Here is an 18,441-nt window from a genome sequence, read left to right as displayed (position 1 = left end):
AGCTCATATGTCAATCATTGAAATGAGAGATGTCGTCAAAAAATACGACAACGGAACGACTGCCCTACGTGGTGTTTCGGTAAGCGTTCAACCAGGGGAATTTGTTTACATCGTAGGACCTTCAGGAGCTGGGAAATCAACCTTTATTCGTTCTTTGTATCGCGAAGTAAAAATCGAAAAAGGAAGCTTATCTGTTGCTGGTTTTAATCTGGTTAAAATTAAAAAGAAAGATGTTCCTCTCCTACGTCGTAGTGTTGGGGTTGTCTTTCAAGATTATAAACTGTTACCAAAGAAAACCGTTTATGAAAATATTGCTTATGCAATGGAGGTAATTGGAGAAAGTCGCCGTAATATCAAAAAACGTGTTATGGAAGTCTTAGACTTGGTTGGATTGAAGCATAAGGTTCGTTCTTTCCCAAATGAACTTTCAGGGGGAGAACAGCAACGGATTGCAATTGCACGTGCCATTGTAAACAATCCAAAAGTATTGATTGCGGACGAACCAACAGGAAACTTGGACCCAGATAATTCATGGGAAATTATGAACTTGCTGGAACGCATCAATCTCCAAGGTACAACTGTCTTGATGGCTACCCACAACAGTCAGATTGTAAATACCTTGCGCCACCGTGTCATTGCCATTGAAAATGGCCGTGTCGTTCGTGACGAAGCTAAAGGAGAATATGGATACGATGATTAGTAGATTTTTTCGTCATTTATTTGAATCGTTAAAAAGTTTGAAACGAAATGGCTGGATGACAGTAGCTGCTGTTAGTTCAGTTATGATTACTTTGACCTTGGTTGCAATATTTGCATCTGTTATCTTTAATACGGCTAAACTAGCTACAGATATCGAAAATAATGTCCGAGTAATGGTATACATTCGTAAGGACGTAGCTGATAATAGTGAGACCATTGAAAAAGAAGGTCAAACTGTTACAAATAACGACTACCATAAGGTATATGATGCTTTGAAAGGTATGTCAACCGTTAAAAGTGTTACGTTTTCAAGTAAAGAAGAACAATATGAAAAGTTGACAGAAACAATGGGGGACAACTGGAAAATCTTTGAAGGCGATGCCAATCCTCTCTATGATGCATATATCGTTGATACAAATACACCAAGTGATGTAAAGACAGTAGCAGAAGAGGCTAAAAAAATCGAAGGTGTATCAGAAGTTCAAGATGGTGGTGCTAATACAGAACGCTTGTTTAAGTTAGCCTCATTTATTCGTGTTTGGGGACTAGTTATCGCTGGATTATTGATTTTCATTGCGGTGTTCTTGATTTCTAATACTATACGTATCACCATTATTTCACGAAGCCGTGAAATTCAAATCATGCGTTTAGTAGGTGCTAAGAATGGCTATATCCGCGGACCTTTCTTGCTTGAAGGTGCCTTCATTGGTTTGCTTGGAGCAACACTTCCATCAGTTCTGGTATTTATTGTCTATAAAATGGTTTACCAATCTGTTAATAAGTCATTGGTTGGTCAGAACCTTTCAATGATATCACCAGAAGTATTCAGTCCACTGATGATTGCCTTATTATTTGTGATTGGAATTTTTATCGGTTCAATCGGATCAGGAATTTCAATGCGCCGATTCCTGAAAATCTAAAATAGAAGTATATTTGAGGAGATTTTAATATCTCCTTTTTTACTACAAAAATTTTAGAAAAAAGTCTACTTTTTTTTATAAAAGCCTTTACAAAAAAAATTAAAGTGGTATAATTGAATTATAGAAAGTGCAAACGTTTTCGTAAAACGTTTGCCTAAATAAAAATAAAGGAGATTTGAATGATGAAAGATACATTCAAAAATGTCTTGTCTTTCGAGTTTTGGCAAAAATTCGGTAAGGCTTTGATGGTGGTTATCGCGGTTATGCCGGCTGCTGGTTTGATGATTTCAATCGGTAAGTCTATCGTAATGATTAACCCAACTTTTGCACCACTTGTAGTTACAGGTGGAATTCTTGAGCAAATTGGTTGGGGGGTTATCGGTAACCTTCACATTTTGTTTGCCCTAGCAATTGGAGGAAGCTGGGCTAAAGAACGTGCTGGTGGTGCTTTCGCCGCTGGTCTTGCCTTCATCTTGATTAACCGTATCACTGGTACAATCTTTGGTGTATCAGGAGATATGTTGAAAAATCCAGATGCTATGGTCACAACTCTCTTTGGTGGTTCAATCAAAGTTGCTGATTACTTCATTAGTGTTCTTGAAGCTCCAGCATTGAACATGGGTGTGTTTGTAGGGATTATCTCAGGTTTTGTAGGGGCAACTGCTTACAATAAATACTACAACTTCCGTAAACTTCCTGATGCACTTTCATTCTTCAACGGGAAACGTTTCGTACCATTTGTAGTTATTCTTCGTTCAGCAATCGCTGCAATTCTACTTGCTGCCTTCTGGCCAGTAGTTCAAACAGGTATCAATAGCTTTGGTATCTGGATTGCCAACTCACAAGAAACTGCTCCAATCCTTGCACCATTCTTGTATGGTACTTTGGAACGTTTGCTCTTGCCATTTGGTCTTCACCATATGTTGACTATCCCAATGAACTACACAGCTCTTGGTGGTACTTATGACATTTTAACTGGTGCAGCTAAAGGTACTCAAGTATTTGGTCAAGACCCACTATGGCTTGCATGGGTAACAGACCTTGTTAACCTTAAAGGTACAGATGCAAGTCACTACCAACAATTGTTAGATACTGTTCACCCAGCTCGTTTCAAAGTTGGACAAATGATCGGTTCATTCGGTATCTTGATGGGTATGATCGTTGCTATCTACCGTAATGTCGATGCTGATAAGAAACATCAATATAAAGGTATGATGATTGCGACAGCTCTTGCAACATTCTTGACAGGGGTTACTGAACCAATCGAATACATGTTCATGTTTGTAGCAACACCTATGTATCTTGTTTACTCACTTGTTCAAGGTGCTGCCTTCGCTATGGCTGACGTAGTAAACCTACGTGTCCACTCATTCGGTTCAATTGAATTCTTGACTCGTACACCACTAGCAATTAATGCTGGTATTGGTATGGATATCGTTAACTTTATCTGGGTAACTGTTCTCTTTGCCGTAATCATGTACTTTATCGCAAACTTCATGATTCAAAAATTCAACTACGCAACTCCAGGACGTAACGGAAATTACGAAACTGCTGAAGGTTCAGAAGAAGCTAGTAGCGAAGTGAAAGTTGCAGCAGGCTCTCAAGCTGTAAACATTATTAACCTTCTTGGTGGACGTGCAAACATCGTTGATGTTGATGCATGTATGACTCGTCTTCGTGTAACTGTAAAAGATGCTGACAAAGTCGGTGATGCAGAACAATGGAAAGCAGAAGGAGCTATGGGTCTTGTCATGAAAGGACAAGGAGTTCAAGCTATCTACGGTCCAAAAGCAGACGTATTGAAATCTGATATCCAAGATATCCTTGATTCAGGTGAAATCATTCCTGAAACTCTTCCAAGCCAAATGACTGAAGCACAACAAAACACTGTTCACTTCAAAGGTCTTACTGAGGAAGTTTACTCAGTAGCAGACGGTCAAGTTGTTGCTTTGGAACAAGTAAAAGATCCAGTATTTGCTCAAAAAATGATGGGTGATGGATTTGCAGTAGAACCTGCAAATGGAAACATTGTATCTCCAGTTTCAGGTACTGTATCAAGCATCTTCCCAACAAAACATGCTCTTGGTATTGTGACTGAACCAGGTCTTGAAGTATTGGTTCACATTGGTTTGGACACAGTAAGTCTTGAAGGTAAACCATTTACAGTTCATGTTGCTGAAGGACAAAAAGTTGCAGCAGGAGATCTTCTTGTCACAGCTGACTTGGATGCTATCCGTGCAGCAGGACGTGAAACTTCAACAGTAGTTGTCTTCACAAATGGTGATGCAATTAAATCAGTTAAATTAGAAAAAACAGGTTCTCTTGCAGCTAAAACAGCAGTTGCTAAAGTAGAATTGTAATATACTTGAGGTTGGAAGCTGTATTCCAACCTCTTATTTTGGGAGAAAAGAATGAAATTTTTAACACTCAATACTCACAGTTGGATGGAGAAAGAAGCAGAGGAAAAATTCCAGATTTTGCTTGAGGATATTCTTGAAAAAGACTATGATTTGATTTGTTTCCAAGAAATCAATCAGGAGATCACTTCGCCAGTGGTGGAGGTTAATGACCTTTATCAAGCTTTGCCAGCAGCTGAGCCTATTCACCAAGACCATTATGTTAGACTTTTGGTTGAAAAGTTGTCAGAGCAAGGGAAAGATTACTACTGGACTTGGGCCTATAACCATATTGGTTATGACCGCTACCATGAAGGTGTGGCTATCTTGTCTAAAACACCTATTGAAGCAAGAGAAATTTTGGTTTCAGATGTGGATGATCCAACAGACTATCATACTCGCCGTGTCGCCCTGGCTGAAACTGTAGTTGATGGCAAGGACCTTGCAGTTGCCAGTGTCCACCTTTCTTGGTGGGATAAAGGTTTCCAAGAAGAATGGGCACGATTTGAGGCTGTCTTGAAAGAATTGAACAAGCCACTTTTGCTGGCTGGAGATTTCAACAATCCAGCAGGTCAGGAAGGTTACCAAGCTATTTTAGCTAGTCCATTAGGCTTACAAGACGCTTTTGAAGTTGCTCAAGAGAAAAGCGGTAGCTATACCGTTCCACCAGAAATTGATGGCTGGAAGGGGAATACAGAACCCCTTCGAATCGACTATGTTTTTACTACCAAAGAGTTAGAGGTGGAAAATTTACATGTCGTATTTGATGGTAACAAGGGTCCGCAAGTTAGTGATCACTATGGCTTGAATGCTATTTTAAACTGGAAATAAGGACTGAAAAGAGGTTGGGATTCACAAATTCCAGCCTTTTTCTGACTAGAAAAGGTGCTGGAAATAGCCTAAATAAGTGAGACTACTGAAATGGAATAAAATGTGGTATAATTGATAGGATAGATAGAATCGAGGATATTATGTCATTTACGAAATTTCAATTTAAAAACTATATTAGAGAAGCCTTGGAGGAGTTGAAATTTATAACTCCAACAGAGGTACAAGATAAGTTGATTCCCATTGTCTTGGCAGGCCGAGATTTGGTTGGAGAATCAAAAACAGGTTCGGGTAAGACTCACACTTTCCTATTGCCGATTTTCCAGCAATTAGATGAAACCAGCGATAGTGTTCAAGCAGTCATTACTGCACCGAGCCGTGAATTAGCTACTCAAATTTACCAAGCAGCCCGTCAGATTGCAGCCCACTCAGAGGTAGAAATTCGTGTGGTTAATTATGTGGGTGGTACAGATAAGGCTCGCCAGATTGACAAATTGGCAAGTAACCAGCCTCATATTGTTATCGGAACGCCTGGCCGTATTTATGACTTAGTTAAGTCTGGTGACCTAGCTATTCACAAGGCTAAGACCTTTGTGGTCGATGAGGCAGATATGACCTTGGATATGGGATTCTTGGAAACTGTTGATAAGATTGCTGGAAGCCTTCCAAAAGACTTGCAATTCATGGTCTTCTCAGCGACTATCCCACAAAAACTGCAACCATTCTTGAAAAAATACTTGTCAAATCCTGTTATGGAGAAAATCAAGACCAAAACGGTCATTTCTGATACCATTGATAATTGGTTGATTTCTACAAAGGGACGTGACAAGAATGCTCAAATTTACCAGTTAACTCAGTTGATGCAACCGTATTTGGCAATGATTTTTGTTAACACTAAAATGCGTGCTGATGAATTGCATTCATATCTGACTGCTCAAGGCTTGAAGGTGGCAAAAATCCATGGGGATATTGCCCCTCGTGAACGCAAGAGAATCATGAATCAGGTAAAAAATCTGGATTTTGAGTATATTGTCGCAACAGATTTGGCAGCGCGTGGAATTGATATTGAAGGTGTCAGCCATGTCATCAATGATGCCATTCCGCAAGATTTGTCCTTCTTTGTCCACCGTGTTGGTCGTACTGGAAGAAATGGCCTACCAGGTACAGCTATTACCCTTTATCAGCCAAGTGACGACTCGGATATCCGTGAGTTGGAGAAATTGGGAATCAAGTTTACTCCGAAGATGGTAAAAGATGGAGAATTCCAAGATACCTATGACCGTGATCGTCGAGCAAACCGTGAGAAGAAGCAGGACAAGCTTGATATCGAAATGATTGGCTTGGTCAAAAAGAAAAAGAAAAAAGTCAAACCAGGTTATAAGAAGAAGATTCAATGGGCGGTTGATGAAAAACGTCGTAAAACCAAGCGTGCGGAAAATCGCGCACGTGGTCGTGCAGAGCGTAAAGCAAAACGCCAAACATTTTAATAGAAAAAGTTGGAGTACTGAGCTCCAACTTTTTCTATTATGTGACTGAAAGTCACATAATAAACTAGCTCATATCAATAAAATAGTAGAGGTTCTAATCAATTTCAATAATTCAGAAAAAAGAAGACTGACAAAATATGACTACTTTAAGATGACACTAAAATTTGATATCAAACTCTAGCATATGGAGGAAGAAATCAAAATTAATGGATAGGTGATTACGGATATAAAGTTATAAGACTTGAAACTTTATTTCATAGACTTAATCACTCTTATCCTTCTTAAATTCATAGAGCTCTTCCAAGTAAAAATGAATTTTTTCTTTAATATATTTTAATGATTTATTATTAGTTATGTCTATAACACCAAACACACTATAGTGGTTTCGGTAAAGCTCATCATAATCAATCTGACTGCCTATGATGATGACTTCTGATTTTTTTGAACTAAATTGGATAGATTTTAAATAGAGTTTCATTTTTTTAGATGTTAGGGACCTTGATTTTATGATAAAATAAGTAGAAGATTTATATTTGTGGTTAATCTTATGCCCTTGTAGAATTTTTGTATTTTTGAATGTTTTATTAAAGAAATAATATTTTAAATACAGAGATAAAATATATCCAAATAAAGAATAGTGTAAAATTTGAATTGCCTTCATAGCTTTCCTTTCATTAGATATTAGTTTATCAAATAAAGAAAGATTAATATTATTGAGTTACTAAAAAGTATCTATTTTATCATGAAATGTCTAAATTAAGAAAATTTCTACCATTTGAGATAGTATAGAAACCATTTGAGATTTTTATAATTTAATTTCCATCATTCTGATAAGATTAAACTGATAGAAGGAGGCTAAATATGAAAGACTACATTTTATATCAAGATAGAGCTATAGTAAAGGTACCACTCTCTAAAATTTATTATGTTACAACTCACCCAACAAAAGCTCATGCTGTTCTTTTTGTAACAGCCGAAGGGAATTTTGAAGCTTCAACCTCACTAGCTAAAATTGAAGAGGAAAGTTCAGAAGAACTTATTAGATGCCATAGAAAATTTCTTGTGAATAAACATAAAATAGCAGGATTTAATCATGAGACAAGAACGATTATGTTTATGGATGATAGAGTATCAGACATCGCTTGTTCTAGAAGACACTTTACAATATTAAAAAATCAGTGGAAAAATATATAGGAGTGAAGTAGTGAATATTTTTATACTAGAAGATAATTTTTTACAACAGACTAGAATTGAAAATATTGTCAAAAAAATTTTGGTGGATAATAAGATTGAGTGTAGGCATTTTGAGGTTTATGGAAAACCTCAACAGCTTTTAGAGGACATTTCAGAGAGAGGAAATCATCAATTATTTTTACTTGATATCGAAATAAAAGATGATGACAAAAGAGGATTAGACGTTGCTAGAGAAATTAGAAAACTTGATTCTCAAGCAGTGATTGCTTTTGTAACATCACATTCTGAGTTTATGCCTGTATCTTTTGAATATTTAGTATCAGCTATTGATTTCATTGATAAAGAATTACCTGAACCATTATTTATCAAACGAATTGAAAATGTTATTTCAAGTGTTAGCGATAATCAAAGAAGAACAGTATCTGAGGACTCTTTTATATTTACAGGATCCAAAGCTCAAATTCAAGTCCCTTTTAAAGATTTATTGTATATTGAAACATCAACAATTGCTCATAAGTTGACTCTCTATTCCAAACGAGACATAGTTGAATTTTATGGACAATTGTCAGATATTCTTAAACAGGAACCACGTTTATTTCAATGTCATAGATCATTTATCGTAAATCCTTATAATATATCTTTAATTGATAAAGAAAATCGGTTAGTTCATTTTCAGAACGGGTCCTCTTGTATTGTCTCTAGATTAAAAATTCGTCCACTTATGAAAGCTATCGAAAGACTTCATGACTAAGGAGATTTAGATGATATTTTTACTAGATATTATAGGTGTTTTTCTATTATTATGTATCCATTCTAAGGTTGTAGATGAGAGATTAAACCTAAAAAAAGTAGTAGTATCCATTATTCTGTACTATCTTTCAACATTACTATTTATTGTTGTATTTGAATCAACTGCATTTTATTCTTTTGGGTCATTATTAATATATCCTACCTTTTTTATCCTATATACTTTGTCTATTGGTAAATTAAGAAATAAGGTCTCTTTATTACTTTTTTACTCATTATTTCCACTTGGATTTTGGGATGTCATCAAAAATTTTTTAGGTTTCTTTGTAATTTATAACATTCCAATATTGAATAGACTATATGAAACTAATCTAGGAATAATGATTTTCTCTTTATTAGCTGAAATTATTGTGTTTTTTCTTATTAGTCTCTTTCAATATAATTTTAGTCATTTAAAAATAAAGAACTTGGATAGAAAAACAAAATTTATCTTAATTACTGCGGATATTTTAATGCTTACTTATTTTATCTTACCGCCTTATATGAACTACATTGATAAAATAAGCCAGGATAGAATGTTAGATTATAAAGAATTATTGACAGCAGTTTACTTTTTATTGTTTATTTGTTTTATTAATCTCTTGGATAGAAAATTACTTCAAGAATTACAGGAGCAAGTTGTTTTACAAAAAGAAATTCAATTGCAAAATCTTAGTAATTATAGTCAACAAGTTGAGGGGCTGTATCAAGAAATTAGAAGCTTTAGACATGATTATGCTAATATTTTATCGAGCTTAAAAATAGGTATAGATCAAAAAGATATTAATCTGGTTTCTCAAGTTTATGATAGTGTTTTGAAAAATTCTGGTGAAAAATTAAAAGGCAAGCGTTTTGATGTAGCACATCTAAGAAATATCAATGATTTGGCGTTAAAGAGTTTACTATTATCTAAGTTATCGGAGGCCCAAAACTTATCTGTTCCAGTTTCCCTGGAGATTGGTGAACAGTTCTCTATAAAAAATATGGAACAAATAGACTTCTTAACAATTACTTCTATCTTGTTAGATAATGCTATAGAGTCCGCAGCAGAAGGAGGAATAGCAGTTTGTTTCCTTGAGGATACAGAATGGAATAAATTAGTCATGATTGTAAAAAATTCTACTTTAGAAAGAGAGATAGAATTGAGAGATATATTCAAGCGTGACAATTCTTCAAAAGGCGTAGGTCGGGGTATAGGATTGGCCAATGTTCGGAGAATTTTAAAATCTTATCCAAATGTATGTTTGAAAACAACAAGTAAAAATTATGTCTTTACACAGATCTTGGAAATAGAACTTTAAAAGAGTCCCCCTTAAAATATTCTATAGAATATTTTAAGGGGGATTCTTTTGTTATGACTTTATATACATTATTTTTTAGCTAGTTCCTGTAAATGAGTTAGGAAATAGTCATAACAATAAAACTGAGCAAAAAAGCTAGAGTGACGACTTCACAATATCTAGCAGCGATTTGTGGAATAAATTTTAAAATGATTTATTTTTAATCTTGAAAGGTTACAAATCATGAAAAAATACGTTTCGTGATGAAAATCGTACATTTTAAGACTTAGCGGTAAAAATCTCTGTTGTTCTGCTATACTGAACTTGTCAAGGTTATAATCTGACAAAAATAATAAAAATTAATATGGAGGTATTCCCCATGGAAACAAAGACAACGATTCAATTTGATGTTTTGGATACCGAAATGTTGGCTAGTATTGAGGGAGGAACAGCTAGTGCAGGGGAAGTTTGCACATTAGCAGGAGCAATGATTGGTAGTTTGGTTGCACCAAGAGCTGGAACTTGGGCTGGAGGTGTTTTATGAGCACAATATTGCACAGCTATATGGGCTATCGCTAGATTTTTATAGAAAAGGGGTTAGTTGATGGAAAGTGGTGAATTTAGGCTAATTTTAGCTCTTTTTATATCTTTTTTTATAATAGGTGTGATTGGAATAGTTCTAAATGTTCCAATAAGCGAAGTTTTAGTTCTTTCTGTAGGTAGTGTGTTTTTTGAGTTGCTGATTCACTTATTAACGCATAATAAGAAGAGAGGAAACATTAGTTTTGAACTATGCTTTAATCGATACAAGCAATTTATTAAAAAGATTTTAGCACCTACATTTTTTCTGTTACTATTATCAATTATTTTTGTCGTTATAGATGGTTATAAGTCGTCATCTGTATTATTTTATACTCATATATTTGTAGTGTTATTTACAGTAGTATACATTATTTGCTCGAATAATATCGAATTACATATTTCAAAAAAAGAATGAGTTAGCGTTTTACTTATAGTATATAATAATAAATTATTTTGAGACATAGTAGTAAAGTGATTGAGCTATAGATATGATGAGGATGGAAATATGGAGATTGTTATAATGAACATAGTTAATTATCTCTTGCTAAAGATTGAATGGATAGTAAGTAATATCTTTATAAAAATGAGCATACTTTGGATGCTTATTTGGTTTCTATACTATTTAAAGAGTGATTTAGCAATGTATTTCTTGTTTTTTGGAAATGGCTTTTTATTATTGCTAATAATTTTTCGATTTGCACTGTATCAAATTAAACTAGTAATGCAGAATGATATTAACTAATTATGTCTAAATCATATTTTTGGTAATCAGATTATAATCATTCTGGACTTTTTCAAGACTTTTTGATAACTCCGATAATGTGTCTATTTAAATTTGAAGATAAGTGGAGTTAGCAACATGTAAATACTTTGTGATAAAAATCGATTTTGTTTTGCTATACTGAACTTGTCAAGGTTATAATCTGACAAAAGATTTCTATTATATACGAGATATTCATCATGGATACAAAAACAATAGAACAAGTTAATGTGTTCAAAGCTGATGCTCTTTCTATTATTGTGTTGAAGGAGGTAAAAATGATTTGGCATGTATTTCAGGTAGGGCAGGGATGACTGAGATAGGCTTTTTATACGCTGGACCTGCTGGTGCTGCGATTCTAGGTGGTGATACAGCTATGCGAGTTTGCTAAAAAGAGAGGATGTACAATGAATAGTTCAATGAGTCAGTTTTCAATTCTAAAAAACAGTGATTTACAAGAGTACTCTGGTGGATTAAATCCCACTTGTGGAGTATGAGTTGGTATGTCAATTTATATAGGTCTAACTGCATTTACTGGTCTTGTTGGTGTTACATTTGCGATTTCAACAGGCGGGCTAGCGGCAGGTAGTTTTTGTTTATAACGAGAAAAGTAATTAGTATATTTTACATTATTTCTCTAGGAGTCTTGTCTTTACTAAAGTCACAAGATATTGTTGATATCATAGCCACTCTACTATTAATTTGTATAGGTTTAAAAGGAATAAACCAAAAGGGAATTTTATAAGGTTGTGATGACGATACTTTTTCGCCTCATTACATGTTTGGACAATGTTTCATCTGTTAATTTCCAAATTGAGAATGGGGATATTGTAACTAAGTGTGATTTTGAGTTAACTAAAGATGTCATGGCTAATGGTTGGATATCATCATTGGGTAGGAGCTATTGTCTTTCAGGTTATAGAGGATAATTTATGGATAAGAGAACAGAAGAAATTCTCAATAAGGTTTACAATTTGATTTTAGATACAGAGATTCATAAAAATGAACGAGATATTTTATTACGTTATAAAACTCTATTAGAGAATACAAAAAATGAACAGAGAGTTGTCATGGAGTTGGCAGAAGCTCTTCGTCAGCAGGCTGTTAGTGGGATTCATAGTCAGAAATCATTGAGCCCAAAGGTTGCGACATTTTATAAAGAAATTGCCACATATGGAGAATTGAGTAAAAATCTAGCTCAAGGATTAATTTCTTTTGGTATAACGAGATAAGGAAAAATGAGCAGAAAAAACTTACCAAATTTGTAACAAGATAAAAAATTAATATAAATGTAAGGAAATATTCGTGATGAATACAAAGGTGAAACAATTTGAAGTAATGGATGAAGCAATGCTATCCAGCATTGAAGGTGAACTCTCATGTTTTGAGAAGGGATTGTTTCTTTAAGGGGATATGGTGGAGCTATTATAGGCTTTTGGATAGGAACTGAATTTTTTTCTACGAAATAGAAAGTTGAGGTACAAATGAAGCAGCGTTTGATAATTGCAATTAGTTTTATAATGACTGGGATAGTCATTAACATTTTATTCAAATCAAATACTATTATTCATAAATTTATTGCTATATTAGGTCTGAGTATGTATTATAGAGGTGTTTTTAGAGAGTATAAAAAATTTAAAAACAATTCAGATTTTGATTTAATTCTGTATATAACAGGATTAAATCCTTTTTGTTTTATGAGAACGAACTATCTATACAGAAACACTACATTATAGACTGCAAATTGAGTTTAAAAATGGTATAATGGTAAAGTTATATAGTCCCGATAAGATGGTAGAAATTTCTATTTTTTCTTTCGAGTCGCAACTCGCAAAGAATGACGGCTCAAAAGTCGTTCGTCATTCTACGGTTGCCGCTATAATGCGGTCACCCTATGCGCCTTACTAGCTTCAGAAATAAAAAAGTATCGTTTTTATTTCTTACGCGTTGTAACTCTTAGAAAATGAAAATACCTATCAGTACTTTGTAACTCTATAACACTATTTTTAAGGGGGGACATTTTTATGTCAGAACGTAAATTATTCACGTCTGAATCTGTATCTGAGGGGCATCCAGATAAGATTGCAGACCAAATTTCGGATGCGATTTTGGATGCTATTTTAGCTAAAGATCCAGAGGCGCACGTTGCTGCTGAGACAGCTGTATATACTGGTTCAGTCCATGTTTTTGGTGAAATATCTACAAATGCTTATGTGGATATTAACCGTGTGGTTCGTGATACCATTGCAGAGATTGGCTACACTAATACAGAATATGGTTTTTCTGCTGAGACTGTAGGAGTACATCCATCTTTGGTGGAACAATCTCCTGACATTGCCCAAGGTGTTAACGAAGCCTTGGAGGTTCGTGGAAATGCAGATCAAGATCCGCTGGACTTAATTGGTGCTGGAGACCAAGGTCTCATGTTTGGCTTTGCAGTGGATGAAACAGAAGAGCTCATGCCTTTGCCAATTTCACTCAGTCATAAATTGGTTCGTCGTCTGGCAGAACTTCGTAAGTCTGGGGAAATTAGCTATCTTCGCCCAGATGCTAAATCACAAGTTACGGTTGAGTATGATGAAAATGACCGTCCAGTACGTGTGGACACAGTTGTTATTTCAACTCAGCACGATCCAGAAGCCAGCAACGAACAAATTCACAATGATGTCATTAATAAGGTTATCAAAGAGGTTATTCCAGCCTCTTACTTGGATGAGCAAACAAAATTCTTCATCAATCCGACTGGTCGTTTTGTAATCGGTGGACCTCAAGGAGACTCAGGTTTGACTGGTCGTAAGATTATCGTAGATACTTATGGTGGCTACTCCCGTCACGGTGGTGGTGCTTTCTCTGGTAAAGATGCGACTAAGGTGGACCGTTCTGCGTCATATGCGGCTCGCTATATTGCCAAGAATATCGTTGCAGCAGGTCTTGCTAAGAAAGCAGAAGTGCAATTAGCTTACGCTATTGGTGTTGCGCAACCCGTCTCTGTTCGTATCGATACCTTTGGTACAGGAACAGTAGCTGAAAGCAAGCTTGAAAAAGCAGCCCGTCAAATATTTGACCTTCGCCCTGCAGGAATTATCCAAATGCTGGACCTCAAGCGCCCAATTTACCGTCAAACAGCGGCTTATGGACACATGGGACGTACAGATATTGATCTTCCATGGGAATGTTTGGATAAGGTAGATGCTTTGAAAGAAGTAGTCAAATAAAATCTTAAGAGGGGGACTTCCTCTCTTTTTTAATATACTATTTCCTCTAAAATAATTGAAATTATAGCCTGAATTTGATATGATATCTCTATGGATAAAAGTAGAGCAAAACGTGTTGAGCACGATAAAAAGAGAATCGGTTTAATAGCCCTAGTAGCTATCTTTTCGGTAAGTATTTGCGTCCTTGGTTCAATGATTGGATACAAAGTATATACAAAGCAAAGTTTTGAACAAAGGATTGAATCTCTCAAAAAAGAGAAAGATGATCAATTAAGTGAGGGAAATCAGAAAGATCATTTTCGTAAGGGACAAGCAGAAGTAATTGCATATTATCCTCTCCAAGGGGAGCAAGTGATTTCATCTGTAAAAGAAATCATGACACAGGATATTAAGGAAAATCTGGAAGACAAGGAAAATCTGGTTTTTTATTATACGGAGAAACAGGATTCGACTTTAAAAGGGATTGTCAACCGAAGTGTGATGAAACAAGTCTATGATTTAACTTCTTCAAAAGTTGAAGAGACTGAAAAAACTAGTCTAGCGAAAGTGCATTTGACAGAAGACGGTAAACCTTTTACCCTTGATCAACTATTTTCAGATGCTAGTAAGGCCAAAGAGAAACTGATAAAAGAACTGACTTCTTTTTTACAGGATAAGAAATTGGAGCAAGAAAAGATTGATCAAGTTGTTAAAGGTTTCTCTGACCAAGACTTGTCTGCATGGAATTTTGATTACAAGGATAGTCAGATTATCCTTTATCCAAGTCAGTCAGTTGAAAATCTAGACGAGATTGCCTTGCCAGTATCTAGTTTCTTTGAAGTTATTCAGTCCTCTTATTTATTAGATAAGGATGCAGAGCTATATAAGGCTTATTATGAAAAGAAAAATCGTAAAGTAGTGGCCCTGACTTTTGATGATGGACCAAATCCTGCAACGACAAATCAAGCATTAGATACTCTTTCCAAGTATGGTATCAAGGCAACTTTCTTTGTGCTAGGTAAGAATGTTTCTGGAAATGAAGAGATTTTGAAACGCATGAAATCGGATGGACATGTCATTGGAAACCATAGTTGGAGTCATCCAGTGCTTTCAAAACTTTCCCTTGATGAAGCTAAAAAACAAATTACTGATACTGAGGATGCGCTAACTAAAGTGTTGGGTTCTAGTTCCAAACTCATGCGTCCGCCTTATGGAGCCATTACAGACGACATTCGCAATAGCCTTGATTTGAGCTTTATTATGTGGGATGTGGATAGTCTGGACTGGAAGAACAAAAATGAAGCAGCGATTTTGACAGAAATTCAACGAGAAGTCAAGAATGGTTCTATTATTCTCATGCATGATATCCATGCTGAGACGGTCAATGCTCTACCGAAGGTTATTGACTATTTGAAAGGGCAAGGGTATGACTTTGTGACCATTCCAGATTTGTTAGATACTCGTCTTAAAGCTCACCAGCTCTACTACGACCGCAATCAATAATACACAAAATCTAAAGAGAAAAGTTTTCCTTGAAAATTTGGCTCTTTGGATTTTCTTCTCATAGAAAGGAAAAATAATGAAATCTTATACTTTAAACAATGGTGTTACAATTCCAGTACTGGGATTTGGAACCTGGAAAGCTGAAAATGGAGAGATTGCCTACAAAGCAGTTTTAGAGGCTTTAAAGACAGGCTATCGCCATATCGATACGGCAGCGATTTATAAAAATGAAGAAAGCGTTGGTCGTGCCATTCAAGATAGTGGAGTTCTGCGTGAGGAAATTTTTGTAACCAGCAAACTCTGGAATACAAATCACAACTATGAGCAAGCTCGTCAAGCTTTTGAAGAGTCTTTAGGGAAGCTGGGCTTGGATTATTTGGATCTGTATTTGATTCATTGGCCGAACCCAAAACCTTTAAGAGAAAATGAGGCATGGAAAACTCGCAATGCTGAGATTTGGAGAGCGATGGAGGATCTATACCTAGAAGGTAAAATCCGTGCTATCGGAGTTAGTAATTTCCTTCCCCATCATTTGGATGCCTTGCTTGAAACAGCAACTATCGTTCCAGCGGTCAATCAAGTTCGTTTGGCTCCAGGTGTGTATCAAGAGGAAGTGGTAGATTACTGTCGAGAAAAAGGAATTTTATTGGAAGCTTGGGGCCCTTTTGGTCAGGGAGAACTGTTTGATAGCAAGCAAGTGCAAGAAATCGCGTTAAATCACGGTAAATCGGTTGCTCAGATAGCCTTGGCCTGGAGCTTAGCAGAAGGATTTTTACCACTTCCAAAATCTGTCACAGCTTCTCGTATTCAGGCTAATCTTGATTGCTTTGGAATTGAACTGAGTCATAAGGAACGTGAAACCTTAAAAACAATTGTTGTTCAGTCTGGTGCTCCACGAGTTGATGATATGGATTTCTAGAAAATCATAAAAAGAATTGTACATTGTGCTAATTTTTGATATAATAGTCAGCAGGAAAGAAAGTCTTATGGCGTTCTTCAAGCGAACTTGGGATAGTGGGAGCCAAGTAGGGCAAAATAAAGAACTGGCGCTTTCTGTAATATTTTTAAAAACAATGAAGTAATAAATTAGGGTGGAACCGCGTTTCTGACGCCCCTAGTCGCAAGGCTTGGGTGTTGAAATTCGGTTCTTTTTTAATTCGTCTAATGCCTAAGTAGAAAGGAGCATAATGCTTAAAGGATCTTGTTTATGTAAAGCAGTGACCTACACTCTAGATGAGGAATTATCGGAATTAGTTTTTTGTCATTGCTCATTTTGTCGGAAAGCAACTGCGTCTGCCTATACAGTTAATGCTAAAGTTAGCAGTGAAAAGCTAGTATTGCATGGAAAAGAAAAGCTTGTTTCCTATAGTTCTTCTCCAGGAAAACAGCGTTATTACTGCCAGAACTGTCATAGTCAAATTTTCACTGTTCAAGAAAATATACCAGAAGTCTGTGCTTTGAAATTAGGTACAATAGATGAAAGCGATCAGAATTTACAAACTGTTCCTAAACGTCATATTTTTCAGGACCCAGCCTTTTCTTGGTTGCTTGAAAAATAAATCTAAGAAGATAATATAAATTAAAGGAGTAAACAATGTCTAAAAAATTGACTTTCCACTGCGTCAGTGGCAGAAACCTCCTTATAGTCGGACTGCCCCACGCTCGGCACTAGAGTGCCTGAGCTAGACGCAGTACTAACTCGTCTTGCCTCGTATGATCGACGAGGCAGACTCGTGTCGCAAGTAATTTATATAAAAAGGAGTAAACAATGTCTAAGAAATTAACATTTCAAGAAATTATTTTGACTTTGCAACAATTTTGGAATGACCAAGGTTGTATGCTTATGCAGGCTTATGATAATGAAAAAGGTGCGGGAACAATGAGTCCTTACACTTTCCTTCGCGCTATCGGACCTGAGCCATGGAATGCGGCTTATGTAGAGCCATCACGTCGTCCTGCTGACGGTCGTTACGGAGAAAATCCTAACCGTCTTTACCAACACCACCAATTCCAGGTGGTCATGAAGCCATCTCCATCAAACATCCAAGAACTTTACCTTGAGTCTTTGGAAAAATTGGGAATCAATCCTTTGGAGCACGACATCCGTTTTGTTGAGGATAACTGGGAAAACCCATCAACTGGTTCAGCTGGTCTTGGTTGGGAAGTTTGGCTTGACGGTATGGAAATCACTCAGTTCACTTATTTCCAACAAGTCGGTGGATTGGCAACTGGCCCTGTGACTGCGGAAGTTACCTATGGTTTAGAGCGTTTGGCTTCTTACATTCAAGAAGTAGACTCTGTCTATGATATCGAATGGGCTGATGGTGTAAAATACGGAGAAATCTTCATCCAGCCTGAGTACGAACACTCAAAATATTCATTTGAAATTTCGGATCAAGAAATGTTGCTTGAAAACTTTGATAAGTTTGAAAAAGAAGCTGGTCGTGCTTTGGAAGAAGGTTTGGTTCACCCCGCCTATGACTATGTTCTCAAATGTTCACATACCTTTAACCTGCTTGATGCGCGTGGTGCCGTATCTGTAACCGAACGCGCAGGCTATATCGCCCGTATCCGTAACTTGGCCCGTGTCGTAGCTAAAACCTTTGTCGCAGAACGAAAACGCCTAGGCTACCCACTTTTGGATGAAGCAACACGAGCTAAACTCTTAGCAGAAGACGCAGAATAGTGAGTAATATTGTGCTCTAAAATCGTTAGAGGCAAGTCGAAGACTTGCTAGAGGGATATGCACCGCCGTACTGTTATGTGGGGATTTTTGAAACCTTAGGTTCAAAAATTAGTCAGCTAAATCCAC

General features: G+C 36.2%; 17 protein-coding genes. 16 read left to right on the top strand and 1 reads right to left on the bottom strand.

Translation table 11 applies throughout. The annotated features are described in order from the left end of the window. Positions 1-7 precede the first annotated feature (7 nt). The 5 genes from ftsE (at position 8) to OCF95_RS08575 (ending at position 6,330) form a co-directional block, all read left to right on the top strand. Complete coding sequence (ftsE, locus tag OCF95_RS08595) at positions 8-700, top strand: cell division ATP-binding protein FtsE (RefSeq protein WP_000022269.1); 693 nt, start codon at positions 8-10, stop codon at positions 698-700. Then, positions 693-1,619: a permease-like cell division protein FtsX gene (ftsX, locus tag OCF95_RS08590; RefSeq protein ID WP_000625545.1), complete on the top strand. Its 927-nt coding sequence runs from the start codon at positions 693-695 to the stop codon at positions 1,617-1,619. The genes ftsE and ftsX overlap by 8 nt, the downstream gene beginning before the upstream one ends. 179 nt (positions 1,620-1,798) lie before the next feature. Continuing rightward, the gene (locus OCF95_RS08585) at positions 1,799-3,979 is read left to right on the top strand and encodes a PTS transporter subunit IIBC (RefSeq protein ID WP_020903476.1); all 2,181 of its coding nucleotides are present in this window, start codon (positions 1,799-1,801) and stop codon (positions 3,977-3,979) included. A gap of 51 nt (positions 3,980-4,030) precedes the next feature. Further along, a complete protein-coding gene (locus OCF95_RS08580; protein ID WP_020903475.1) occupies positions 4,031-4,846 on the top strand; it encodes an endonuclease/exonuclease/phosphatase family protein in 816 nt (271 codons plus the stop codon). 140 nt (positions 4,847-4,986) lie between these two features. Further along, the gene (locus OCF95_RS08575; RefSeq protein WP_261105237.1) at positions 4,987-6,330 is read left to right on the top strand and encodes a DEAD/DEAH box helicase; all 1,344 of its coding nucleotides are present in this window, start codon (positions 4,987-4,989) and stop codon (positions 6,328-6,330) included. Between the two features lie 262 nt (positions 6,331-6,592). Here OCF95_RS08575 and OCF95_RS08565 read toward each other — a convergent pair whose 3' ends face one another. Further along, positions 6,593-6,991 carry a hypothetical protein gene (locus OCF95_RS08565; protein ID WP_247939106.1) on the bottom strand — a complete coding sequence of 133 codons (399 nt, stop codon included), beginning with the start codon at positions 6,989-6,991 and terminating at the stop codon, positions 6,593-6,595. Between the two features lie 200 nt (positions 6,992-7,191). Here OCF95_RS08565 and OCF95_RS08560 point away from each other — a divergent pair, with 200 nt between their 5' ends. The 11 genes from OCF95_RS08560 (at position 7,192) to glyQ (ending at position 18,315) form a co-directional block, all read left to right on the top strand. Then, positions 7,192-7,524, top strand: a complete 333-nt coding sequence (locus OCF95_RS08560) for a LytTR family transcriptional regulator DNA-binding domain-containing protein (protein WP_024057774.1) — start codon at positions 7,192-7,194, stop codon at positions 7,522-7,524. Between the two features lie 10 nt (positions 7,525-7,534). Further along, the gene (locus tag OCF95_RS08555; protein WP_261035111.1) at positions 7,535-8,275 is read left to right on the top strand and encodes a response regulator transcription factor; all 741 of its coding nucleotides are present in this window, start codon (positions 7,535-7,537) and stop codon (positions 8,273-8,275) included. Between the two features lie 10 nt (positions 8,276-8,285). Next, entirely contained in the window at positions 8,286-9,611 is a 1,326-nt protein-coding gene (locus tag OCF95_RS08550) for a GHKL domain-containing protein (RefSeq protein ID WP_261105236.1), read from the top strand. Between the two features lie 358 nt (positions 9,612-9,969). Next, a complete protein-coding gene (locus tag OCF95_RS08545) occupies positions 9,970-10,134 on the top strand; it encodes a Blp family class II bacteriocin (protein ID WP_000448735.1) in 165 nt (54 codons plus the stop codon). A 60-nt stretch (positions 10,135-10,194) separates the two neighbouring features. Next, positions 10,195-10,587, top strand: a complete 393-nt coding sequence (locus tag OCF95_RS08540) for a hypothetical protein (RefSeq protein ID WP_000443464.1) — start codon at positions 10,195-10,197, stop codon at positions 10,585-10,587. A gap of 1,277 nt (positions 10,588-11,864) precedes the next feature. Beyond that, on the top strand, positions 11,865-12,164 hold the full coding sequence (locus tag OCF95_RS08535; protein ID WP_000361394.1) for a bacteriocin immunity family protein: 300 nt from the start codon (positions 11,865-11,867) through the stop codon (positions 12,162-12,164). A 792-nt stretch (positions 12,165-12,956) separates the two neighbouring features. Then, positions 12,957-14,147, top strand: coding sequence for a methionine adenosyltransferase (metK, locus tag OCF95_RS08530; RefSeq protein WP_261105234.1), 1,191 nt, complete (start codon positions 12,957-12,959; stop codon positions 14,145-14,147). Between the two features lie 90 nt (positions 14,148-14,237). Further along, positions 14,238-15,629: a peptidoglycan-N-acetylglucosamine deacetylase PgdA gene (gene pgdA / locus OCF95_RS08525; protein ID WP_261105233.1), complete on the top strand. Its 1,392-nt coding sequence runs from the start codon at positions 14,238-14,240 to the stop codon at positions 15,627-15,629. Positions 15,630-15,705: 76 nt separating this feature from the next. Further along, a complete protein-coding gene (locus tag OCF95_RS08520) occupies positions 15,706-16,548 on the top strand; it encodes an aldo/keto reductase (RefSeq protein ID WP_261105232.1) in 843 nt (280 codons plus the stop codon). Positions 16,549-16,816: 268 nt separating this feature from the next. Next, positions 16,817-17,188, top strand: coding sequence for a GFA family protein (locus OCF95_RS08515; protein WP_000912013.1), 372 nt, complete (start codon positions 16,817-16,819; stop codon positions 17,186-17,188). 209 nt (positions 17,189-17,397) lie between these two features. Continuing rightward, complete coding sequence (gene glyQ, locus OCF95_RS08510) at positions 17,398-18,315, top strand: glycine--tRNA ligase subunit alpha (protein ID WP_000038733.1); 918 nt, start codon at positions 17,398-17,400, stop codon at positions 18,313-18,315. Positions 18,316-18,441 lie beyond the last annotated feature (126 nt).

Origin of the sequence: Streptococcus mitis, from assembly GCF_946188615.1 — a bacterium.
In the GTDB taxonomy this organism is placed as follows: domain Bacteria; phylum Bacillota; class Bacilli; order Lactobacillales; family Streptococcaceae; genus Streptococcus; species Streptococcus mitis_BZ.
Note: the sequence above shows the minus strand (reverse complement) of the source record. Positions and strands in the feature narration are given on the sequence as shown.